At 59.0% G+C, this 23295-nt stretch carries 23 protein-coding genes; 5 read left to right on the forward strand and 18 right to left on the reverse strand.

What is annotated here, in order from left to right; translation table 11 throughout:
* Window positions 1-159: 159 nt before the first annotated feature.
* The 5 genes from ACEPAJ_RS18565 to murJ all read right to left on the reverse strand — a co-directional run bounded on the left by ACEPAJ_RS18565 (window position 160) and on the right by murJ (window position 6537).
* Window positions 160-612 (reverse strand): FKBP-type peptidyl-prolyl cis-trans isomerase, encoded by a 453-nt coding sequence (locus ACEPAJ_RS18565; protein ID WP_425916876.1) that lies wholly within the window; start codon window positions 610-612, stop codon window positions 160-162.
* Window positions 605-1129, reverse strand: coding sequence for a signal peptidase II (gene lspA, locus ACEPAJ_RS18570; RefSeq protein ID WP_425916878.1), 525 nt, complete (start codon window positions 1127-1129; stop codon window positions 605-607). Before lspA ends, ACEPAJ_RS18565 begins: the two co-directional genes overlap by 8 nt.
* The gene (gene ileS, locus ACEPAJ_RS18575) at window positions 1122-3956 is read right to left on the reverse strand and encodes an isoleucine--tRNA ligase (RefSeq protein WP_425916880.1); all 2835 of its coding nucleotides are present in this window, start codon (window positions 3954-3956) and stop codon (window positions 1122-1124) included. The genes lspA and ileS overlap by 8 nt, the downstream gene beginning before the upstream one ends.
* Window positions 3957-3989: 33 nt before the next feature.
* Entirely contained in the window at window positions 3990-4916 is a 927-nt protein-coding gene (gene ribF / locus ACEPAJ_RS18580) for a bifunctional riboflavin kinase/FAD synthetase (protein WP_425916882.1), read from the reverse strand.
* Window positions 4917-4992: 76 nt separating this feature from the next.
* Window positions 4993-6537: a murein biosynthesis integral membrane protein MurJ gene (murJ, locus tag ACEPAJ_RS18585; RefSeq protein ID WP_425916884.1), complete on the reverse strand. Its 1545-nt coding sequence runs from the start codon at window positions 6535-6537 to the stop codon at window positions 4993-4995.
* 196 nt (window positions 6538-6733) lie between these two features.
* Between murJ and rpsT the strand changes: the two genes are divergently transcribed.
* Window positions 6734-7012, forward strand: a complete 279-nt coding sequence (gene rpsT, locus ACEPAJ_RS18590) for a 30S ribosomal protein S20 (protein WP_090240092.1) — start codon at window positions 6734-6736, stop codon at window positions 7010-7012.
* A 149-nt stretch (window positions 7013-7161) separates the two neighbouring features.
* Here rpsT and ACEPAJ_RS18595 read toward each other — a convergent pair whose 3' ends face one another.
* From ACEPAJ_RS18595 to rplU, 5 genes are all read right to left on the reverse strand, one after another.
* Window positions 7162-7626 carry a CreA family protein gene (locus ACEPAJ_RS18595; RefSeq protein WP_425916886.1) on the reverse strand — a complete coding sequence of 155 codons (465 nt, stop codon included), beginning with the start codon at window positions 7624-7626 and terminating at the stop codon, window positions 7162-7164.
* A 10-nt stretch (window positions 7627-7636) separates the two neighbouring features.
* Window positions 7637-8755 carry a glutamate 5-kinase gene (gene proB / locus ACEPAJ_RS18600; protein ID WP_425916888.1) on the reverse strand — a complete coding sequence of 373 codons (1119 nt, stop codon included), beginning with the start codon at window positions 8753-8755 and terminating at the stop codon, window positions 7637-7639.
* A gap of 69 nt (window positions 8756-8824) precedes the next feature.
* A complete protein-coding gene (cgtA, locus tag ACEPAJ_RS18605; RefSeq protein ID WP_425916890.1) occupies window positions 8825-10048 on the reverse strand; it encodes an Obg family GTPase CgtA in 1224 nt (407 codons plus the stop codon).
* A gap of 175 nt (window positions 10049-10223) precedes the next feature.
* Window positions 10224-10481, reverse strand: a complete 258-nt coding sequence (gene rpmA, locus ACEPAJ_RS18610; protein WP_003176049.1) for a 50S ribosomal protein L27 — start codon at window positions 10479-10481, stop codon at window positions 10224-10226.
* Between the two features lie 39 nt (window positions 10482-10520).
* On the reverse strand, window positions 10521-10832 hold the full coding sequence (gene rplU, locus ACEPAJ_RS18615) for a 50S ribosomal protein L21 (RefSeq protein WP_411179714.1): 312 nt from the start codon (window positions 10830-10832) through the stop codon (window positions 10521-10523).
* A 245-nt stretch (window positions 10833-11077) separates the two neighbouring features.
* Here rplU and ACEPAJ_RS18620 point away from each other — a divergent pair, with 245 nt between their 5' ends.
* Entirely contained in the window at window positions 11078-12046 is a 969-nt protein-coding gene (locus tag ACEPAJ_RS18620) for a polyprenyl synthetase family protein (RefSeq protein WP_425916894.1), read from the forward strand.
* A 204-nt stretch (window positions 12047-12250) separates the two neighbouring features.
* The gene (locus tag ACEPAJ_RS18625; RefSeq protein ID WP_425916896.1) at window positions 12251-12478 is read left to right on the forward strand and encodes a hypothetical protein; all 228 of its coding nucleotides are present in this window, start codon (window positions 12251-12253) and stop codon (window positions 12476-12478) included.
* 75 nt (window positions 12479-12553) lie between these two features.
* Here ACEPAJ_RS18625 and ACEPAJ_RS18630 read toward each other — a convergent pair whose 3' ends face one another.
* The 8 genes from ACEPAJ_RS18630 to ACEPAJ_RS18665 all read right to left on the reverse strand — a co-directional run bounded on the left by ACEPAJ_RS18630 (window position 12554) and on the right by ACEPAJ_RS18665 (window position 20457).
* On the reverse strand, window positions 12554-13171 hold the full coding sequence (locus tag ACEPAJ_RS18630; RefSeq protein WP_425916898.1) for an FKBP-type peptidyl-prolyl cis-trans isomerase: 618 nt from the start codon (window positions 13169-13171) through the stop codon (window positions 12554-12556).
* Between the two features lie 62 nt (window positions 13172-13233).
* Window positions 13234-13380 carry a DUF2256 domain-containing protein gene (locus ACEPAJ_RS18635; RefSeq protein WP_425916900.1) on the reverse strand — a complete coding sequence of 49 codons (147 nt, stop codon included), beginning with the start codon at window positions 13378-13380 and terminating at the stop codon, window positions 13234-13236.
* Window positions 13377-14912 carry a cryptochrome/photolyase family protein gene (locus ACEPAJ_RS18640; RefSeq protein ID WP_425916902.1) on the reverse strand — a complete coding sequence of 512 codons (1536 nt, stop codon included), beginning with the start codon at window positions 14910-14912 and terminating at the stop codon, window positions 13377-13379. The genes ACEPAJ_RS18635 and ACEPAJ_RS18640 overlap by 4 nt, the downstream gene beginning before the upstream one ends.
* Entirely contained in the window at window positions 14909-16309 is a 1401-nt protein-coding gene (locus ACEPAJ_RS18645; RefSeq protein WP_425916904.1) for an exonuclease domain-containing protein, read from the reverse strand. Before ACEPAJ_RS18645 ends, ACEPAJ_RS18640 begins: the two co-directional genes overlap by 4 nt.
* Before the next feature lie 4 nt (window positions 16310-16313).
* Window positions 16314-16619, reverse strand: coding sequence for a DUF6482 family protein (locus ACEPAJ_RS18650; RefSeq protein ID WP_274087295.1), 306 nt, complete (start codon window positions 16617-16619; stop codon window positions 16314-16316).
* Window positions 16620-16760: 141 nt separating this feature from the next.
* On the reverse strand, window positions 16761-17249 hold the full coding sequence (locus tag ACEPAJ_RS18655) for a TIGR00645 family protein (RefSeq protein WP_274087294.1): 489 nt from the start codon (window positions 17247-17249) through the stop codon (window positions 16761-16763).
* Between the two features lie 202 nt (window positions 17250-17451).
* Window positions 17452-17793, reverse strand: coding sequence for a hypothetical protein (locus ACEPAJ_RS18660; RefSeq protein WP_425916906.1), 342 nt, complete (start codon window positions 17791-17793; stop codon window positions 17452-17454).
* 198 nt (window positions 17794-17991) lie between these two features.
* Window positions 17992-20457 carry a Lon protease family protein gene (locus ACEPAJ_RS18665; RefSeq protein ID WP_425916908.1) on the reverse strand — a complete coding sequence of 822 codons (2466 nt, stop codon included), beginning with the start codon at window positions 20455-20457 and terminating at the stop codon, window positions 17992-17994.
* Window positions 20458-20834: 377 nt separating this feature from the next.
* On the opposite strand from ACEPAJ_RS18665, the gene ACEPAJ_RS18670 reads away from it, so the two are divergent.
* On the forward strand, window positions 20835-21323 hold the full coding sequence (locus ACEPAJ_RS18670) for a DUF3015 domain-containing protein (RefSeq protein WP_425916910.1): 489 nt from the start codon (window positions 20835-20837) through the stop codon (window positions 21321-21323).
* Between the two features lie 102 nt (window positions 21324-21425).
* The gene (locus ACEPAJ_RS18675; RefSeq protein ID WP_425916912.1) at window positions 21426-23282 is read left to right on the forward strand and encodes a DUF4105 domain-containing protein; all 1857 of its coding nucleotides are present in this window, start codon (window positions 21426-21428) and stop codon (window positions 23280-23282) included.
* Window positions 23283-23295: the final 13 nt, after the last annotated feature.

The raw sequence follows: 23295 nt of genomic DNA on the forward strand, positions 1-23295 counted from the left end.
TGGCGGCAGCACATTGCGGCATAAGCCACGAATACCGCGCAGCCCAACAGCACGGTACCTGACATACGAACCATGGCGGGTTACGGCGCGCCAAATAACCTACTCCAGGCTCAAGCTCAGCCTGCGCGCCTAACCCGCCCTACAACAATAGTGCGCCGATCAGAGCGCTTTAACCTCGATGATTTCCACATCGAAGCTCAGCGCCTTGCCGGCCAGCGGGTGATTGAAGTCGATGGTGACTTGGCTGTCATCAAAAGCTTTGACCACGCCAGGCAGCTCAGCATTGGCAGCATCATTGAAAATCACCAGCAATCCCTCAGACAGCTCCATGTCTTGAAACTGGCTGCGCGGCATGACCTGGATGTTTTGTGGGTTGCCCTGGCCGAAGCCCTGCTCTGGGCTGATCTCTAGGCTGCGTTTGTCGCCCGCCTTCAAGCCGTAAATGGCCTGTTCGAAACCAGGCAATAAATTGCCGTCACCGACCTTAAAGGTCGCGGGGTTTTTATCGAAGGTGCTGTCGACCACATCACCATTGCCCAGCTTGAGGGCGAAATGCAGGGTAACTTCCTTGTCCGGGCCGATACGCTGCTCTTGGATGACAGACTCAGTCATGGGCTACTTCTCCGGACTTATCACTTTTAAACATATCCAGCGCCAACAGGATGGCACCGCCAGTAATCGCCATATCCGCCACATTGAAGGCAGGGAAATACCAGCGGTGTTGCCAGTGCACCAAAATGAAGTCGACCACATGGCCAAACACCACGCGGTCCACCAAATTACCCAGCGCGCCACCCAGCACCAAGGCCAAGGCAACGGCTAGCCAGGTTTCGCCGGGCTTGAGACGCTTGAGCCACACTACCAGCACCACGCTCACTACCAGCGCAATCGCGGCAAAGAACCAGCGCTGCCAGCCCGCTGCATCCGCCAGGAAGCTGAAGGCCGCGCCGGTGTTATAGGCCAGGGTCCAGCTGAAGTAATCCGGGATGATCACAATTTGCTGGTACATGCTCAGGCTGTTGTCGAAATAGAACTTGCTCGCCTGATCGACCACAAACACCAGCAGGCTCAGCCACAGCCAAGCCAAATGCCCGAAACGACTGGCGTTAGGCCGGCCGTTGTTAAGCATAGTGACGAACCTCGCCAGCGCCTTCGATATTGTCGACGCAGCGGCCGCAGATTAGCGGATGAGCCGGGTTTACTCCGACATCCTCGCGGTGATGCCAGCAACGACCGCACTTGGCATGGCCGGACTTCAACACTTTCAGTTTAAGGCCGGCAACCTCGGTCACCACGGCATCCTCTGGCGCAGCGCTGAGCGGCGCGAGGCTGGCGGTGGAGGTAATCAGCACGAAGCGCAGTTCGTTACCGAGCTTATTCAGATCCGCGATCAAGCTGTCTTCGGCATACAGAGTGACTTCGGCCTGCAGGTTACCGCCGATAGCCTTGGCCGCCCGCAGGTTTTCCATTTCCTTGTTCACTGCGACCTTGACCGCCATGACCCGCTCCCAGAACTCACGACTCAGTGCGAAGTCCTGTGGCATCTCGCTAAGGCCCTGGTACCAGCCATTGAGCATTACCGACTCATTACGCTCACCCGGCAAGTACTGCCAAAGCTCATCCGCCGTGAACGACAACACCGGCGCAATCCAGCGCACCAACGCTTCAACAATATGGAACATGGCGGTCTGGCAGGAACGACGCGCCACGCTGTCGGCGGCAGTGGTGTACTGACGGTCCTTGATGATGTCGAGGTAGAAACCGCCCAGCTCCTGCACACAGAAATTGTGCACCTTCTGGTAGACATTCCAGAAGCGGTAGCTGTCGTAGGCTTCTTCAATTTCGCGCTGCAGCAGCAACGCACGGTCCACCGCCCAGCGATCCAGTGCCAACATCTCATCAACTGGCAGCAAGTGCTCTTTAGGGTCGAAGCCACTGAGGTTGGAAAGCAGGAAGCGCGCGGTGTTGCGGATACGCCGGTAGGCGTCAGCACTGCGCTGTAGAATTAGGTCAGAGACGGCCATCTCGCCCGAGTAATCGGTGGACGAGACCCAAAGGCGCAAGATGTCTGCCCCCAAACTGTCGATAACCTTTTGTGGCGCGACGACGTTACCAAGGGACTTGGATTGCTTACGGCCCTGTTCATCGACAGTAAAGCCGTGAGTCAACAACTCTTTGTAAGGCGCATGACCGTCGATCGCACAGCCGGTCAGCAGCGAGGAATGGAACCAGCCACGGTGCTGGTCAGAGCCCTCGAGATACAAGTCGGCAACAGGGCCATTGGTATGCGCCAACTCGGCGTGCGAGCCACGCAATACGTGCCAGTGAGTTGTGCCCGAGTCGAACCAAACGTCCAGGGTGTCGCGGCTCTTGTCGTACTGCCCGGCTTCATCGCCCAGCAACTCGGCAGCGTCGAGCTTGAACCAGGCTTCGATGCCCTCCTGCTCAACACGCTGCGCCACCTCTTCCATAATCTCAACAGTGCGCGGGTGCAGCTCACCGCTTTCTTTATGAGTGAAGAACGGGATCGGCACACCCCAGTTACGCTGACGCGAGATACACCAGTCAGGACGGCCGGCAATCATGCTGTGCAGGCGCGCCTGGCCCCAGGCTGGAACGAATTGGGTTTCTTCGATAGCGGCCAGCGAACGCTCACGCAGAGTGGCGCCCTCATTCGGCTGCTTATCCATACCGATAAACCACTGCGCGGTCGCACGGTAGATCAGCGGCGTCTTGTGGCGCCAGCAGTGCATGTAGCTGTGCTGGATGGCTTCGTGCTTGAGCAGCGCGCCCACTTCTTCCAGCTTGGCAACGATATTCGAATTGGCCTTCCAGATGAATTGACCACCGAAGAACGGCAGCGACTCGACATACACACCGTTGCTCTGCACCGGATTGAAGATCTCATCGTTGCTCATGCCGTACTGCTTGCAGGTACGGAAGTCATCCTCACCATAGGCCGGCGCCGAGTGAACCACGCCAGTACCGGCGCCCAACTCGACATACTCAGCCAGGTAGACCGGCGAGAGACGATCATAGAACGGGTGACGGAAATTGATCAGGTCCAACGCAGCACCCGCCGCGGTGGCAATGACCTCGCCCTGCAGACCATAACGTTGCAGGCTGCTTTCGACCATTTCTTCAGCCAGCAGCAGCAGGCGATCACCTACATCCACCAGGGCGTAATTAAACTCCGGATGCACGTTCAGCGCTTGGTTAGCGGGGATTGTCCAGGGCGTGGTAGTCCAGATGACGATGCTGGCGGGCTTACTCAAGCTGGCCAGACCGAAGGCGGCGGCTAGCTTGTCGGCATCCACGACCGGGAAGGCCACATCGATGGCATCGGACTTCTTGTCCTGGTATTCGACCTCAGCCTCAGCCAATGCCGAACCGCAATCAAAACAGAAGTTGACCGGCTTTAGGCCCTTGAACACGAAGCCCTTCTTGACGATTTCCGCCAAGGCGCGGATTTCTCCGGCCTCGTTGGCGAAGTTCATGGTCAGGTAAGGATTGTCCCACTCGCCCAGCACGCCCAAGCGGATGAAGTTACCCTTCTGTTCTTCAACCTGCTCGCCGGCATACGTGCGGCAGCGTTCGCGGGTTAGATCAGCAGGCTGATTCTTGCCAAAAGTGGTTTCGACCTTGTGCTCAATCGGCAGACCGTGGCAATCCCAACCCGGCACGTAGGGCGCGTCGTAGCCGGACAGGGTCTTGGAGCGGGTGATGATGTCTTTGAGGATCTTGTTCAGCGCATGACCGATGTGAATGCTGCCGTTCGCATAGGGCGGGCCGTCATGCAGGACGAATTTCGGCCGACCTTCGCCTTGAGCGCGCAGCTTCTGATACAGGCCAATATCACTCCAACGCTGCAGAATCTGTGGTTCGCGCTGCGGCAGACCGGCTTTCATCGGGAATTGGGTATCAGGCAGATTCAGCGTGGCTTTGTAGTCGGTCATTTCGGGCTCTTCTAAGCGGTTGGCGCTATGTGTTTAAGCGCACCAATAGGCGCGGGCGGCGACAATATCGGCAGCAATTGCCATCTTCAGTGCCTCAAGCGAGGCGAAACGCTGCTCATCACGCAGCTTGCGGTGGAAAGCCACCGTTAAACGCCGGCCATATAAATCACCGGCAAAGTCCAGCACGTGCACTTCCAGGTGGGCACTGCCATCACCTGCAACACTCGGTCGCACACCGATGTTGGCGACACCCGGCCAGGTCTGGCCGTCGATTTCGGTACTGACCAGGTACACCCCACGTAGCGGTACACGCTTGCGTTTGAGCTGTACGTTGGCCGTTGGCGCATTCAGCTGACGCCCCAATTTCTGCCCATGCAACACCCGCCCGGCGATCTGAAAGGGCCGCCCGAGCAGATGCTGCGCCAGGACGAAATCACCCGCATCGAGCGCTTCACGCACGCGCGTACTGCTGACGCGAATACCGTCCAGTTCAACCGTGCTGGCGGCCTCAACGCTAAAGCCTTCACGCGCACCGGCCTCGGCCAGGAAGGCGAAATCGCCAGCGCGATCACAGCCAAACCGGAAGTCATCACCCACTTCCAGGTGCTGTATACCGAGGCCGTCCACCAGCACACGCTGGACAAACTCAGCAGCACTCAGCTCACGCAGGCGACGGTTGAAACTCAGGCACAGCACTCGGTCGACGCCTTCGGCGGCCAGCAACGCCAGCTTGTCACGCAAGCGTGCCAAGCGTGCCGGGGCATTCTCCGGGGCAAAAAACTCACGCGGCTGCGGTTCGAAAATCAACACGCAACTGGGCACGCCAAGCTCGGCGGCGCGCTCACGCAAACGCGCCAAGATGGCCTGATGACCACGATGGACGCCGTCGAAATTACCAATGGTGGCAACACAGCCCCGATGCTGGGGCCGCAGATTGTGTAGGCCTCGAACCAGCTGCATAACGCGCTTCTTGCTCATAAAGTGGTCGATTATACGCACACCGGGCAGCAGACAACAGGCGGCAAATCAGCCGCCATCAGAGCGAACTGCGCCGGGCAAAATCACGCAAACGAAAGCCCAGCAGCGCTAGCACGGCAAAATAGGCAAGCGACCCTGCACTAACCAGCCCACCCAAACGCAGTAAACGCCAGAGCATGCTGTCGTCCGCCCAGCCAGGCAGCTGCTGCATGGTTAACAACAGCGCTGCCGCCATCGCCAACAACGCCAGCAAAAGCTTGCCGGCAAACAATGCCCAGCCAGGCTGCGGGGTAAACATGTCGTGCTTGCGCAGCTGCCAATACAGCAGGCCCGCGTTTAAACAGGCGGCCAGGCCGATAGACAACGCCAGCCCGGCATGCGCCAGGGGAATCACGAAGACAAACAGCAGGTTCATCGCCTGGGTTGCCAGCAATGTCACCAGCCCGATACGCACTGGCGTCTTGATGTTTTGCTGGGCGTAGAAGGCGGGCGCGAGAATCTTCACCAGAATAATCCCGACCAGACCAAATGAATAAGCAATCAGCGCACGCTGGGTCATGGCCGTATCGCCCGCGCTGAACTTGCCGTACTGAAACAGCGAGGCAATTAACGGCTCAGAAATAATCGCCAATGCCACCGCACTCGGCAGCGCTAACACCAGACACAGACGCAACCCCCAGTCGAGCAACTTGGAGTAATCCTCACGACTGGCCCCGGCATGAGTTTTCGACAAGACCGGCAGCAAAATGGTGCCCAACGCTACGCCGAGCACCCCCGCTGGCAATTCCATCAGGCGGTCAGCGTAATACATCCATGACACGGAGCCTGCGACCAGAAAAGACGCGAATACCGTGTTGATGATCAGCGAAATTTGGCTGACCGAGACCCCGAAAATCGCCGGCCCCATTTGCTTGACCACCCGCCATACGCCGGTGTCTTTCAGGTTCAGACGCGGTAACACCAGCATGCCGATCTTGTGCAGGTGCGGCAGCTGAAATAACAACTGCAGCAGACCGCCCACCAGCACCGCCCAGCCCAGCGCCATGATCGGCGGATCAAAATAGGGCGTTAAGAACAGCGCAAAGACGATCATGCTGAGGTTTAGCAAGGTGGGTACAAAGGCCGGCACCGAAAACCGGTTCCAGGTATTGAGCACAGCCCCCGCCAGCGACGACAGCGAGATCAGCAAAATATAAGGAAAAGTGATCCGCAGCAGATCAGTGGTCAGCTCAAACCGCTCCGCCTCATCAGCAAATCCCGGTGCGGAGGCCCAGACGATCCAGGGCGCAGCCAGAATCCCGACAAACGTGACAAGCGCCAGCACCAGGGTCAGCAGCCCCGTCACGTAGGCGATAAACGTGCGCGTCGCCTCGTCACCTTGTTGGGTTTTATATTCGGCGAGAATTGGCACGAAAGCCTGGGAGAATGCGCCCTCGGCAAAAATACGGCGCAACAGATTCGGCAGCTTGAACGCCACCACAAAGGCATCCGAAGCCACGCCAGCACCGAAGGTGCGCGCGATAATGGTGTCGCGCACAAAGCCCAACACACGTGAAAGCATGGTCATGGAGCTGACAGCGGCCAACGACTTGAGCAAATTCATGTAATAATTCGATTTCCGCAAACAAGCACAGCCGCGGAAAACCCGCCGTCGCGCAAAGGCGACGAGTGTAGCGCCCAGCCGCTGGTCAGGCCAGCACAGGGAAACGCCCACAGGGTTGACAGCACGCCCTCATATCGGCATGATTCGCGGCCTTATTTGTTTGTAACCCCCCAGAATTTTTTCGAGGAGCTTGACGGTGGCCAATACACCTTCTGCCAAAAAACGCGCAAAACAGGCTGAGAAGCGTCGTAGCCATAACGCCAGCCAGCGCTCGATGGTCCGCACTTATATCAAGAACGTAATCAAGGCTATTGAAGCCAAAGACGCCGCTCTTGCAACGACCGCTTACACCCTGGCTGTGCCGGTAATCGACCGTATGGCCGATAAAGGCATCATCCACAAGAACAAAGCAGCTCGTCATAAGAGCCGCCTGAATGGCCACATCAAAGCACTGAGCGAAGCTGCAGCTGCCTAAGCTGCTAGCAACTCACTGCTAGATGTTAAAAAACCGGCTTAGGCCGGTTTTTTATTGCCCAGAAAAAAGCGCCAACCACCCCTGCAAGCTCAACCAAACCCATAACTGACAGACAACAAAAAAGCCCGAATCGCTTCGGGCTTTTTTATTTAGGGCTTTTGCGGCCAAGGCAGAATCGGGATGGCGGTGACCGCATTTTGCGGACTACCCTCAATCACCCGATCGCTGTAGACCAGATAAACCAGGGTATTGCGCTTGCGATCGAAGAAACGCACCACCTGCATGGTTTTGAACACCAGCGAGGTGCGCTCACGAAACACCTCCTCGCCATCTTTGAGCTTGTCGAGAAAGCTGATCGGCCCAACCTGACGACAGGCAATCGACGCTTCAGCACGATCCTCAGCCAAACCCAGCCCACCCTTGACGCCACCAGTCTTGGCTCGCGACAGGTAACACGTCACACCCGCCACCTTCGGATCATCGAACGCCTCAACCACGATCTTGTCGTTTGGCCCCATAAACTTGAAAACCGTCGACACCTCACCCACCTGCTCCGCTGCCGCCAACCCAGGCAGCACCAGCAGCGCAGCGAGCAATCCTTTTACGATTTGCATCAGCTCCACCTCAGACCAGAATCAAATTATCCCGATGCACCAACTCAGGCTCATCCACATAACCGAGCAACCGCTCAATAGCATCCGACGGCCGACCAATGATCTTCTGCGCCTCAAGCGCACTGTAATTAGCAAGACCGCGCGCAATCTCGCGACCATCGACGGCCACACAGACGACCATTTCACCGCGCCGAAAACTACCCTGCACAGCCTTAACACCAACCGGCAGCAAACTCCGAGTACCGCTCGCCAGCGCCTTGACCGCACCGTCATCCAACACCAGCGTGCCACGGGTTTGCAAATGCCCAGCCAACCACTGCTTGCGCGCCGCCAACATGCCACGCTCAGGCGCCAGCAGGGTACCCAGACACTCGCCCACCCTGAGCCGGGCCAGAACCTGCTCAATGGCGCCACCCACAATCACCGTATGCGCACCGGAACGCGCCGCCAAACGCGCCGCACGCAACTTGGTCTGCATGCCGCCACGCCCTAACGCACCACCCACACCACCTGCTACCGCATCCAGGGCCGGATCGTCGGCGCGCGCCTCGAAAATCAGCTCGGCATCAGGGTTATGCCGCGGGTCAGCGTTATACATGCCATCGCGGTCGGTCAGGATCACCAACAGATCAGCCTCGACCAGGTTAGCCACCAGCGCCGCCAGGGTGTCGTTATCACCGAAGCGAATCTCATCGGTGACCACCGTGTCGTTTTCATTGATCACCGGCACCACATCCAGATCCACCAGCGTGCGCAGCGTGCTGCGTGCATTGAGGTAGCGTTTGCGGTCTGACAGATCATCATGGGTCAGCAGAATCTGCGCCGTGCGCCGGCCATGCTCAGCAAAACTCGACTCCCACGCCTGGATAAGCACCATCTGGCCAATTGCCGCCGCCGCCTGCAACTCGTGCATCGCACTCGGTCGCGCCACCCAGCCCAGGCGACTCATACCCGCCGCCACCGCACCGGAAGACACCAGCACCAACTCAACACCCTGCTCACGCAGCGCCACCATCTGCTTGACCCACACCGCCATCGCCGCACGATCCAAGCCACGCCCATCAGCAGTCAGCAGCGCACTGCCAATCTTCACCACCCAGCGCTGCGCACCGGTTACCTTGTCACGCATGATCATCCAACCCCAGCAGCGACCTGTGATTACAAAAACGCCGCAATTAAGCGGCGTTTTTGTAGTTGCTTAATCCCGGACGTAAATAATTTCCGGGCCATCGTCTTCGTCTTCTTGATCCCAGAAGCTGTCATCTTCCTCAACGTCACTGACCGCCCGAACCCCGGAGCGACGCAGCGCACGCTTATCATCCAGCGCCTGCAACTGGGCACGCGCCTCATCTTCGATGCGCGTATCCAGCTCAGCCAATTCAGCGGCGAACTCGGGATTCTCCTGAATACGCTCAGCACGCGCCTCAAGGAAATCCATGATGTCATAACACAGCTGCTCAGTCCCTTCGCGGGCCAGGGCAGAAATCACATACACCGGCCCCTTCCATTCGATCCGCTCGACAATTTCAGCGATGCGCGCCTCTTGCTCCTCTTCGAGGATCTGATCCGCCTTGTTCAGCACCAGCCAGCGCTCGCGCTCAGCCAGCGACGGACTGAACTTGGTCAGCTCATCAATAATGGTGGCTGCCGACTCAGCAGGATCGGTCAGATCCAACGGCGCCATATCCACGAGGTGCAGCAACAAGCGGGTACGCGACAAGTGCTTGAGGAAGCGAATACCCAGACCCGCACCCTCGGACGCACCTTCGATCAACCCCGGAATATCGGCAACAACAAAGCTCTTGTAGCGATCAACACTGACCACGCCCAGATTGGGGATCAGGGTAGTAAACGGATAATCTGCCACTTTCGGCTTAGCTGCAGAGACCGAGCGAATAAAGGTGCTCTTGCCGGCATTTGGCAAGCCCAGCAGACCCACATCCGCCAGCACCTTCAACTCCATCTTCAGGTCGCGCGCATCACCCGGTTTACCCGGCGTAGTCTGCCGCGGCGCACGGTTAGTACTCGACTTGAAGCGCGTATTACCCAACCCGTGCCAGCCACCCTGCGCTACCAGCAAGCGCTGACCCGCACGAGTCAGGTCACCAATGACTTCCTGCGTGCCGGCATCAATCACCGTGGTACCAATCGGCACCGGAAGGATCAGGTCCTCACCCTTGGCGCCGGTGCAATCGGTGCTACCACCCTTGTCACCATTCGGCGCCTGGAAGCGGCGCGTGTAACGGTAGTCGACCAAGGTATTGAGGTTGGCAAAGGCTTCGATATAGATCGAGCCGCCATCGCCACCATCACCGCCGTTAGGGCCGCCATTTTCAATGAACTTCTCACGACGGAAGCTCATCATGCCGTTGCCACCATCACCGGCCTTTACAGAAATCGATACTTCATCGACGAATTTCATAGGTACGCCTCCCGCAACAAGGCGGGTTATCTAAAACGAGAAACACCAGGTTCTTGCAAAATTGACCTGCATTCAATTTGAACGCCAGCACCCAGGACAGTTTGGCAAGAACCCCAATAATACAGAAACAAAAAAGCCCCGTCGCAAGGACGGGGCTTTCCCAGCAGTCGCGCAATTAAGCCGCAACGACGCTCACGTAACGGCGGTTGAACGCGCCTTTTACTTCAAACTTGATCACGCCTTCGATTTTCGCGAAGAGGGTGTGATCCTTACCCATGCCAACGCCGTAACCGGCGTGGAACTGGGTGCCGCGCTGACGCACGATGATGTTGCCAGGAATGATTTTCTGGCCGCCATACATCTTCACGCCAAGGCGCTTGGCTTCTGAGTCGCGACCGTTGCGGGTACTACCGCCAGCTTTTTTGTGTGCCATGAGTTCAATACTCCTATAAAGGGATCAGACTGAAACGAGTTAAGCCTGGATACCGGTGATTTTGATCTCGGTGTACCACTGACGGTGGCCCTGGCGCTTCATGTGGTGCTTACGACGACGGAACTTGATGATGGTGACCTTGTCGTGACGGCCTTGAGCGATCACTTCAGCTACAACCTTGGCACCTTCAACAACCGGCGCGCCGATTTGAACGTCGTCGCCATTGCCGACCAGCAGAACACGATCAAAAGTCACGGCTTCGCCAGTGGCCAGCTCGAGTTTTTCGATCTTGAGGAATTCGCCTTCGGTGACTTTGTATTGCTTGCCACCAGTAACAATTACTGCGTACATGGTAAATCTCCGTTAATCCTGCTCACCCAGCGCTTTATAGGAATAAGTGTCGGCTGGCATGGCTGCTCGGGGCCGTAAGGACACCCTTGCAATTGCGTAAGGCAGGGAAATACCCAGGGGGAAGTTCAGGGTGCGCGATTGTACGCAAGCCGCAAGCCCGACGCAAGACCGCAAAGCACTTGCCTTGACAGCCCCTACCCTGCCCCATAGCATGCCGCGCAACCCATGAACAGCAGGTGTAAGCAATGCAACCCCAGGCTTTCTACCGCGTGGTGGCGGATGACTTTACCGCCGTCGACGGCATCATCCGCGCCCAACTGGTGTCGCGCGTACCGCTGGTAGAGAAGATCGGCGACTACATTATTTCCGCAGGCGGTAAACGTTTGCGTCCCCTGCTGGTTCTGCTTAGCGGCAAAGCGCTGGGCCTGGACGGCGACAAGTTGCGCCTGCTTGCTGCCACTATCGAGTTCCTGCACACCGCCACTCTGCTGCACGACGATGTGGTCGACATGTCCGACATGCGCCGCGGCCGCAGCACGGCCAATGCGCAGTGGGGCAATGCGCCAAGCGTGCTGGTTGGCGACTTCCTTTATTCGCGCTCGTTCGAAATGATGGTCGAGCTGGGTTCCATGCCCGTGATGAAGATCCTGTCCAAGGCCACCCGGGTGATTGCCGAAGGCGAAGTGCTGCAGCTGTCGAAGATCCGCGACGCCAGCACCACGGAAGAAACCTATATGGAGGTCATCCGCGGCAAGACGGCGATGCTCTTCGAGGCCTCGACCCACAGCGCCGCCGCCCTGGCCGAAGCCAATGCCGAACAAACTGAAGCCTTGCGTACCTTTGGCGATCATCTAGGTGTCGCCTTCCAACTGGTCGATGACCTGCTCGACTACCGCGGTGACGCGACTGCCCTGGGCAAAAACGTCGGTGACGACCTGGCTGAAGGTAAGCCAACCCTGCCGCTGATCTACACCATGCGCGAAGGTACGCCTGAACAAGCGGCCCTGGTGCGCCAGGCTATCCAGAAAGGCGGCATCGAAGACCTGGAGAGCATCCGTAACGCCGTCGAAGCAGCCGGCGCCCTGGACTACACCGCCCAACAAGCGCGCAATTATGCCGACCGCGCGATCACGTGCCTGGATGCGCTACCCACCAGCGAATACCGTGACGCACTCATTGAGCTTTGCCGCTTTGCAGTAGCCCGCACGCACTAGCCAACCCGCCCACGACCAAGAGCCCGTCCCTGTGACGGGCTTTTTATGGCCTGCCATCTATGGCGGCGCCTCTACGGGCCGTCGCTGCGCGACGGTAGAAATAGCACCAGCAGTTTTCAGCTTGCGCGACGAAAGGCAGCAATTAGGACTTGCTATAAGCCTAATAAGAATTATTCTCATTAGACCATTTAAGGGAGATGAGTGATGACCTACCTAATCGATGCCTGGCTGGACCGCCCGCAGCCGTATCTGCGCATTCTCAATCGCAACACCGGCGAAGTCTGCGCACTGCTTAAGGAAGATGCACTGGATGAGCTGCGTGATCAGGGCGATCTGGATTTACACGAGCTGAACTCCAGCGAGCCGTTGGTGCTCAAGGAGCTGGTACGTAATCTGTTTCTGCACTGCTATGCCCGGGCGTTGCGCCCCTGAAACGCATCGCGGGCGTGGCCCGCTCCTACAACGTCGTAGGAGCGGGCCACGCCCGCGAAGGAAAGCACCTAAACGTTAGAGAACGTCCAGCAGCTCCACATCAAACACCAGCACGCTGTGCGGCGGGATGCTGCCAACACCTTGCTCGCCGTAAGCCAGCTCGCTTGGCACATACAGGCGCCATTTGCTGCCGGCATTCATCAGCTGCAGGGCCTCAGTCCAGCCAGCGATCACGCCGCCGACCGGAAACTCAGCAGGCTCGCCACGATCGTAGGAGCTGTCAAACACAGTGCCATCGATCAGGGTGCCGTGGTAATGCGCACGAATGGTGTCTTCGCGGGTTGGCATCGCGCCAGCACCGGAATTCAGCACTTCGTACTGCAGGCCAGACGCCAATACGATAATGCCATCACGCGTGGCGTTTTCGGCAAGGAAAGCCAAGCCAGCACCGGCAGCGGCCTCAGCCTTGGCAGCAGCTTCAGCTTGCATGATCTCGCGGATCACCTTGAAGCTGGCAGTCATATCGGCTTCGCTCACGCGGCTCGGCTGGCCGTTGAAGGCGTCAGTCAGACCCGCCAGGATAGCCTCCAGGCTCACACCCGGCGGCGGGTTGTCGCTGAGTTGACCGCCCAATTGGCGGCCGATGCCGTAGCTGACGCGAGTTTCATCAGTCGAGAGATTGATTTCGGACATAGCACTGCTCCGCTAGGGGCTGAAAAAAGGTCGGCCAGCCTAGCACAAACGCGCCACCCACCCTAACCACCCGCCACACCCGAACGGTTGCGCCGGCAGCGCTCGGAACAGTACTGCACCTCATCCCAGCACCGCGCCCACTTCTTGCGCCAGGTGAACGGTAAGCCGCAAACCTGACAGGTCTTTACCGGCAAGTCGGCTTTTTTCACAGGCCCTCGCCGGCATCCAGGCGCACCAACAGCTGTTCTCCGCGCTGCCAGAGCCCCTGTTGCTTGGCCTCAGTCATCTTATCCAGGTTCCGGTAAATCATGCCCAAGCGATGGTTCGCACCAAGCTGCTCACGGTGGCGCATTAAAAAGTGCCAGTACAACGCATTGAACGGGCACGCTTGCTCACCCACGCTCTCGCTGACTTTGTACGCGCAGTCGCCGCAGTAATTGGACATCCGCTTGATGTACTGCCCGCTCGAGCAATACGGCTTGGAGCCCAGATAGCCGCCATCGGCATGCATGACCATGCCCAGGGTGTTGGGCAGCTCGACCCAGTCGAAGGCATCCATATAGACCGCCAAGTACCAGTCACACACCTGACTGGGCTGAATCCCGGCCAGCAGCGCGAAGTTGCCGGTGACCATCAGTCGCTGGATATGATGCGCATAGGCGTGTTCCAGGGTCTGACCAATGGCCTGGCTCATACACTTCATGCGAGTTTTACCGGTCCAATAAAACTCGGGCAGCGGCCGGGTATTGCCGAAGCCATTGCGCTCGGCGTACTCGGGCATGTGCAGCCAATAAATGCCGCGCACGTATTCACGCCAGCCGATCAATTGACGGATAAAGCCCTCGGCAGCATTCAGCGGCACCTGGCCGCGCCAATAGGCCGCCTCTACATCGGCACACAGGCGGCGCACATCTAGCAGGCCGATGTTCAGCGCCGCACTGATCCGCGCATGAAACAGAAACGGCTCACCGACCGCCATAGCGTCCTGATAGTCGCCAAAAGCAGGCAGGGCGAAGTCGAGAAAATGCTGCCACAGCGCCTCGGCTTCAGCGTGGGTCGCCGGGTAATCGAAGGACGCTAGGCTGCCGTAGTGATGACTGAAGCGCTCAGCCACCAGCGCCAGCACCTCCTGGGTAATAGCATCCGCCGGAAAACGCGCGGTCATCGGTGCTTTGACCTGTTTGGGCAGCGCCTTGCGGTTTTCCGCATCGAAGTTCCACGCACCGCCCACCGGCGTACCGTCGCCATTCATCAACAAGCCGGTCTTGCGGCGCATCTCGCGATAGAAGAACTCCATGCGCAGCTGCTTGCGCCCGTCGGCCCAAAGGGCGAACTCATCGCGGCCACAGACAAAGCGATGATCAGCATGCCAGATGATCGGCACGTCGCTGCGCTTCAACTGATCTTCCAGCCGCCACTCACCACACTCGGTGACATGCACTTCAGTCGCCTGCAGCTGCGTCGCCCAACGCTGCAACTCGCCAGGCAGCGAACCGCTGTTATCGGAGTCATCGAGTTTGACGTAATGCACGCGCCAGCCGCGCTCACGCAGGGCCTCGGCAAAGTGACGCATGGCACTGAAGATCAGGGCGACTTTCTGCGGGTGGTGCGGCACATAATCGGTTTCCGCCGCCACCTCTGCGAGCAGCACGGCATCGCGCTGCGGATCCAGCGCTTGCAGGCTGGGTAAGTCGAACGACAGCTGGTCACCCAGCACCAGGGCAAGACGGCGAACACTCATAAAACAACGACCTCGGTGTGCGGAAAGCGCCTTAAATGGCTGCGCAGGATGTGATACGCGTCGAGGCTGAATGCCTGAGCGGGTTGCTGACGGGCTGCATCAATCAGCGTGGGATCATCGACGGTGGCCACGTGTCGCCACTGGTCGAGCACATGCCATTGGCACATACGCTGCTCCATGTCGCGCTCAACCAGGGCCACTGGCCTCGACCATGGCCATGTGGCAATGCGTAACTGCTCACAGCCCGCAAGCAAGCGGGCATCGTGTACTTCGCGCGACTCACGCCCGCAGCACGCCCCCCGACACCCGCCAAGCTGCGTGGCAAAGCACGCGCCGTCGCCGCGTTCCAGGCCTAACACGCGCAAGCACAATTGGCTGCGCCCGGCCTCACTGCGCAGCCAGGCATGGGCATGACGCCGTGAGCGAAACAACCCCACACTGCTGACCTCGACAGCGCCCTGCCCCACAGCTTGCAACTCAGGCCGCAAGCCATCCGCGCCGGCGATAAGCGCCCAGGTCAATAGGTCGCGCTGACGGCGAAGCTGGCGGTTATACAGCGGCAGCAGGCGCTTTACTTCGGCGGACTCCAACAGCAACGCACCCAGCTCTCCAGCCGTCGGCTGCACGCGGATATCACGCACCTGCTGAGCCATCTGCAGGCTGCGACGGCTGTGATGGTCATTCTGGAAATGCGACTGCACCCGCTGGCGCACATTGCGGCTTTTGCCGATATACAGCAGGGCCTGGTTCTCACCGTAGAAGTAGTAAACCCCGGGGCTGGCGGGTAGGGCCTGCAGCCGCTCAGCCGTCATAAAACGCGGCACGGCGGCCTTACGCAGCTGCCGCCCGACCTGCTGACTCAATACATCGTGTGGCACCTGCGCCATCAGCTTTAACAGCAACTGCCAAACAGCCTCGGCGTCTGGTAATGCGCGGTGTTGAAAAAAACGGTTAATGCCCTGCGCCACGCAAAGCGCATCAAGAGAATGGTTGGGCAAGTCAGGCCAAGCAGCGCGGGCTAACTGCAAGGTGCATAACTGACGATAGCGCACAGGCTGCCCAGCAATGGCAAAGCCACGCCGTAAGAAGGCATGGGCGACGCGCAGGTTGTGGCCCACCACAACCCGCCCCTGCAGGCAGCGCGCAAGCTCAGCGGCAATCTCGCTAAAGCGTGGCTGGTCGAGCAACTCTGCCGGCAGCACGCCTGATGTGCGCGAGACGCTGGCTGGCAAACCACCGGCAGGGTTGATTAACCAGCTATGCCGCGCCGTGACCGCACCGCCATCCACCTGCAACACCGCCACTTCCCAGATGCCATCCTTATCGGGGTGCATACCAGTGATCTGCACATCGACGATGGCAAGTGCACGGGCAAACAGTGAGGCCGCTGCGGTCACATCACTACCACGAGGAAATAAAGGAAATCGGCACGCGCAGGACATCTTGAGTGCCGTCTTGCATACCGCACATCTCGTCATGCACCACGGCATGCACCAAGTGGAACGGGATCGGCGGCATGTCGGTGAGCATATCGCGCGCGTGTTCAACCGAGCGCAGGTGCAGGGTTTTACCGTTGCCATCGCGCAGCGGGTGGACACGCCCATCCATGTGCGCTTCGAGCAAGTAGATACCGCCCTCAATGGAAATAAGGTTGAGTGCGTCGATATGCCCGGCATGGGCGTGCTGCGACAGGTTTTGCAGATTCATGGCGATTACCTCAGGCGAGCGAAGTTATACAAAAAATCATACAAATACAATTCTTGTACAACACAGCAAAAGCACAAGGCCAAACGCAAACCGCCCGTCCGTTTTGCAACGGCCGGGCGGCGGGTGACTCATTCAGAAAAATCAGTGCTTGGTCAGCTTATCTAGGTAACCCATGGCGAAGGCCGACAGCACAAACGCCATGTGGATGATCACGTACCACATCAGCTTGCTGTCAGGGATGTTCTGCGCATTCATAAACACCTTGAGCAGGTGGATAGAGGAAATCGCCACAATGGACGCCGCCACCTTCATTTTCAGCGAGCTGGAGTCCATCTTGCCCAGCCAGCTGAGTTTTTCGGTGCCCTCGGCGATATCCAGTTGGGAAACAAAATTCTCGTAGCCGGAAATCATCACCATCACCAGCAAGCCACCAACCAGGGCCATGTCGATCAGCGACAACAGCACCAGAATCAGATCCGCCTCAGCCATGGCAAAGACATTGGGCAGGATATGAAAGACTTCCTGAAAGAACTTCAACGCCAATGCCAGCAACGCCAGCGACAGGCCAAAATAAATAGGCGCCAGCAGCCAGCGCGAGGCATACATGGCGTTTTCGATAAAGCGTTCCATAGGGGCTCTCTCAGGGTTTAAAACTGGCGGCGAGTATACCCAGCGCCTTCACTCAAACAACCCTGGAGTGTGGCAATAGATGACAAGCCCGGTTATCCCCGGCAACTGTGGATAACCTTGTGCGTAGGCTCAGGATCAATGGCTGTAAGCCAGCTATTTCTAAGGCTGGCGAGGCCTGATCAAATACTCACCACATGCGCACTCAGGTATCCGGCTGAGACTGAAAATCCCCAACAGGGTGACCCCGCTCGGCGTTCAAGCGGCGTAACGCGGCCTGAATATGCAGCCGCCAGATCGATACATCGCTGCAGGGCTGATACCCCATGACACACAGGTTTTCGGCGATATCAACGAGGATGCGTTCGGCCGACAAAGCCCCGCGGAATGGGCCTTGCGCCTTGATTGCAGAAGGTTGTGCGCCCGCCATGCCCGCGGCGCAGATTAGCGCCCAGAGCCCCTCGTTACCGGCCAGCGGCAGCACCATGCATTCGATGCGTGTATCCAGGCCCAAACAATGACGGGTGAGATTGAGGCTGCGCGACATGGCGACGACCCTCTCGGTAGCTGACCTTCAGCCTACACCCGAGCAAGCGCCAGAGGGAAGCCAACAGTTACCCCCATACGCTGTGGATAACTGTGTGGATGAATTGAGGAAAAGCAGGTCTGAGGCAGATGTACTGGGCGGTACACTCATTCGCTCAGTGACTGACCAGCCACCGAGCGAACTGTCACCGCCAAGCGGTCACTCGGCCGCTGGCTTTTTCACCCGCGGCTTCTTCTCTTTTACCGCCGCGGCGGGCGCCTCTTCCTTCTTCGGCTCTTCCTTGTCGTCGTCTTCCATGCCCATGGCGGCGATGTCACGCAGACGCTCGACCACCCGCGCATTGACGCTGCCCGCGGGGAACTGACCCTGCTCATTCGGCGTACCCGCATCCGTGCCGACCAGCAGGCTCAGCGCCTCATCAACCTGACGCACCGCGTAGATATGGAACTGCCCGGCACGCACGGCCTGTAGCACCCGCTCGTCGAGCATCAAGGTGGTGACGTTGGAATGCGGGATGATCGCGCCCTGCTCGCCCGTTAGGCCACGGGCCTCACACAGGCGGAAGAAGCCTTCGATCTTCTCGTTGACCCCACCCACCGCCTGCACTTCGCCAAACTGGTTAATCGAGCCGGTAATCGCAAAACACTGCTTGAGCGGGGTGCGCGACAAGGCCGAGATCAACGTACACACCTCGCCCAATGACGCACTGTCGCCGTCGACGTAACCGTAGGATTGCTCCAAAGCGATACTCGCGGAGATTTCCAGCGGGAATTCCTGAGCGTAACGGCTACCCAAATAGCCCGTCAGAATCATCACGCCCTTGGAGTGGATGGGCTGACCGAGGTTAACTTCGCGCTCAATATCGACGATGCCGCTGCCGCCCGGATACACCGTGGCAGAAATCCGCGCTGGCACGCCGAAAGCCGAGTCGCCGACCTCCAGCACGGTCAGGCCGTTGCACTTGCCCACGGCAGCGCCAGCGGTGTCGATCAAAATGATCCCAGCCAGCATGTCATCGATAATCCGCGCCGAGACGCGCCCGGTGCGCGTGGCCTTGGCTTTTAGCGCGCGCTCGATATGCCCGGCGTCGGTCACCTCATCACCCGCCAGGCTGCGGATAAAATCGGCTTCACTGACCAGCTGAAACAGATCGCCAATCCGTGCTGACAAACGTCCTTGGTGCTCAGCCAGGCGCGCACTGTAGGTCGCCACCCGCGCGACGGCGGCAGCCGTAAGCGGCGCCATGCCCTCTTCCGAGGTGCGGGTTTTCATCAACTGGGCGAACTGCTCCAGGCTGTCGTCGGCCAGCGGGATGTCTTCATCAAAATCGACCAGCACGCGGAACATCTCTTGGAAGTCCGGATCGAGATCCTGCAACGTGTAATACAGCTGACGCGAACCGATGATCACCACCTTAAGGTGCAGCGGAATCACCTCCGGGGTCAGGGTCACGGTGGCGATACGGCCGAGGTCGCCCAATGGCGACTCCATTTTCAGCTGGCGCGATTGCAGGGCGCGCTTGAGCGCATCCCAGACAAACGGCTCACCGAGCATTTTCTCGGCTTCAAGAATCAGGAAACCACCGTTGGCGCGGTGCAATGCGCCGGGGCGCAGTTGGCGGTAGCTGGTATAGAGCGCGCCTTGGTCGGTGTTGTATTCAATACGACCAAACAGGTTGTCATAGGTCGGATGCGGCTCGAACACCACCGGCGCACCGCCTTGGGCGTGATGACCCACCACCAGGCTCGGGCAGTACTGCTCTTCAAGCAGTTTGCGCGTTTGCGCATCGATCTTATCCACCTCGACCAGCTGCTCGACCACGGTTTTCAACAGGTTGATCTGCACCGCCTGCAAGTAGGCGCAGACCCCGGCGTTTTCCGCGTACTTGTGCGAAAGCGGGCTCAGCAAGGGCTGCAAGGCTATGGTGATGGTCTCTTCATTGAGCTGACGCAGCAGGTTGCTCGACTCACGCTTCCACTGCGGCAGGCTGGCCAGCTCCTCATTCAGACGCTCTTCGAGGTTGGCGATATCGGCATGGAAGCGCTCACGATCGGCTTCCGGCAACTGAGCAAACTCGGCCTCATCCAGCGCCTTGCCTTCCAGCATCGGGGTAAAGGCGATATTGCTGCTGTCGCGGTACAGGGCAATGCTCTTTTCCAGCGACAACCGCTCGATTACATCCAGCGCCTGGTCGTAGCGCTTGTTGAAGGCGCGGTCGATTGCATTCTTCTTTTGCTGGAACGAGGGGTGCTCGAACACCGCAGGGAAGGTCGCCAGCAGGTTGTCGACCAGGCCGTTGATGTCCGCGAGAAATTCCGCAGAGTGGCCGGACGGCAGCTCCAGCGCGCGCGGTTCGCGCGGCTCATCGAAATGATTGACGTAAAACCGGTCAGCCGGGGTTTCCAGACGCTTGGCTTCAGCCTTGAGGTAGCGCTTAACAAACGAGAAGCGGCCGGTACCCGGCTCGCCCATGACAAACACGTTATAGCCTGGGCGCGGCATCGCCACGCCGAACTGCAGTGCCTCGACGGCGCGCTCCTGGCCCAACACGCCGCGAAACGGTTCGAGGTCTTCGGTATTGGTAAAGTTGAACTGCTCAGGTGAAAAGGGACGCGTAAGTGCTTCGGGAGCCAAGCGCAAATGAGCTGCGGCAGAGTCTGGCATTGGAAATCCTTAACAGGCGGCAACGGCCGCGGAACGATGGGCCATTCTCGCGCCGCGCAGCGCGCACTGGCAAGGCATCAGCGCGGTTTCCGCTCAGCAAAAACTGGCCAAACCGGTCTGCTCAACCCGCTCAGCGCTGATGCATCGTTCGGTAAAACCGGCAAAAGCCCCGGCGCGAACAAGCCGACACGTGCCAACAACGCGGCCATTCATAAAGCCCCGCGCGCGACAGTAATTGGCAAATAACACGCGGCAAACCATTCCTCGCTGAAGTTCTTTTCGGCTCTGCGCTTGACAGAACGCCGACATTGCAAAATGCTCAAGTTGAGGCCAGTGAGTAGTCGGTCGACGTTCCTTCACTTGAAAGAGCACTCCCTATGAAACGGATTCTGATCGGCACCCTACTCACCGTGACCTCCCTGACGGCCCTCGCCGAAGCACCCGGCGGCCCAAGTTGCGGCTGGGGCAATATGTTGTTTGAAGGCCAGCGCGGCCTGCCTTCGCACTTTGTCGCCTCGACCACCAACGGCACCTCGGGCAACGCCACCTTCGGCATGACCTCCGGCACCAACGGTTGCTCGACCGACGGCACCCTGACTTATGGCGGCCGATCATTGCTGGCCATCAATGGCATGCTCGACGAGCTGTCCGAAGACATGGCCAAAGGCCAAGGCGAAGCCCTGACCACCTACGCCGTTCTGCTGGGCATTGAAGAGCAAGACCGCGCCTATTTCGCGAGCGTGACCCATCAACACTTCAGTGAAATCTTCAGCTCGGCCGACATCACTGGCGAGCAGATGCATGCGGCGACCTTAAACGTCATCAAGCGTGACAGCCGCCTGGCCAAATACGCGCAGCCTGCTTAATCGGCAACCGCCTGCCGGCTGCATGCAGCCGGCAACAACCCTTACACCGCCTTGCGTCACCTGAGCGCTCTGGGTGCTTGCCCTCGCCATTAGTAGATGACTATGCCCAAACACCTGTTATTGAGTTTGTTACTCGCGGCCAGTACGCCCCTGCTCGCCGCCCCGGCGGTATCGCCGCAAGCACTGGATACGCTCGCCAACGACCCTTACTGGATTGCCCTCGGCCATTACGAAACCGGCAAGCTCGGCGGCTGGCGCAGCTATGTTGATGACCGCGGATTTTTCCTGGCCCAAGACGGCGACAGCGACCCTGCGGCCGAACTCAAGGCCACGTTACAGGCGCTCTACCAACCTGCCGAAGCAGGCGACAGCCACCCGCAATGCGTGTTTCCCGCGCGCACCCGCTGGCTGCGCGAACGCCTGCAGTTAGACGACCTGCCCAGCCCAACATGCACGGAGTACCGCCGCTGGTTCGATGACATAAAGCCGCACCGGACCGTGCTTATTTTCCCGGCGGCCTACTTGAACAGCCCGTCGTCGATGTTCGGCCATACCTTGCTGCGCATCGATCAGGCCGATGTGGATGCCAGCGGTACAGCTCTGCTCAGCTACGCCCTGAACTTTGGCGCCTACATTGAAGGCATGGACAACAGCATGCTGTATGCCTGGAAAGGCCTGATGGGCGGCTATCCAGGGCTGTTTTCACTGGTGTCCTACCGCGCCAAACTGGCCGAATACAGCCGCTTGGAAAATCGCGACCTGTGGGAATACGAGCTCAATCTGACACCGGCTGAAACCGCACGCATGGTCGAGCATGTGTGGGAGCTCAAGCAGGTACGCTTCGATTATTTCTTCTTCGATGAGAACTGCTCGTTCCGCCTGCTTGAACTGCTGGAAATCGCCCGCCCCGGCGTGACGTTGACCGAGCAGTTCCCGCTGACCGCCATCCCCACCGACACCGTGCGCGCCGTCAAACAGGCCGGCTTGGTTGAGCGCATCGACTACCGCCCCTCGCGGGAAAAAGAGTTGCTCGCCCGCGCTAGCCAACTCCAGGACAACGAGCAAGATTGGGTGCTGGCCCTGGCTGACGACAGCAGCCTGGTGCATGACCCGGCCTTCCTCGGTTTAGCGCCTGCGCGTCGCGCGCTGATCCAAGATGCCGCTTATCGTTTGGTGCGCTACCACGCCACCGGCGCTGAACGTGACAGTGTGCAGGCCACGCGCAGCTTTGAGCTGTTGCAGGCGATCAATCGCAACCCACCTGGCGAGCTTTCGATAGCGCGCCCGGAGCTCCCGGAAAATGGCCATCAGTCGCGCACCTGGCAACTGGGCGCCGGCAGCCTTGGCGACCGCAGCTTCGCCGAGTACGGCCTGCGCATGGCGTACCACGACCTGAATGACAACCTGGCGGGCTTTCCGCTGGGCGCACAAATCGAAATCCTGCAACTCAAGCTGCGTCAGTACGAAGGCAATCACTGGCAACTCGAGCGCCTTGATCTGGCCACCATTCGTTCACTGACCCCACGCAACCGCCTGCTACAACCGCTTTCCTGGCAAGTCGCCGCCGGCCTGGAACGCGTACCGGGGGAAAATGAGCGCCGTGAGCTGGTCAGCCAAATTAACGGTGGTGCCGGCGGCACCTGGCAATTGGCCAGCGATACCTTGGCCTACGCCATGGCCACCGCGCGCCTGGAGCACAACAGTGACTTCGCCGCATTTATCGCGCCGGCCGCGGGCTTCAACACAGGGCTGATCTGGAGCAACCGACTGGGAAACCTGAGCCTAGAAGCCAAAGCCGACTACTTTCAGCAAGGCGAAGTACGCCGCAGTGTGGCGCTCAACCAGCAATGGGAACTGTCAGATAACCTCGGTTTACGCATGAGTGCCAGCCGTCAGTTCAGCCATCTGCAAACACCGGAAAACGAGCTGATGCTGTCGCTGCGCTGGTATTACTACTGAATAAACGCGCACA

The sequence above is a fragment of the Pseudomonas sp. GWSMS-1 genome, from assembly GCF_049847425.1.
Lineage (GTDB): Bacteria > Pseudomonadota > Gammaproteobacteria > Pseudomonadales > Pseudomonadaceae > Aquipseudomonas.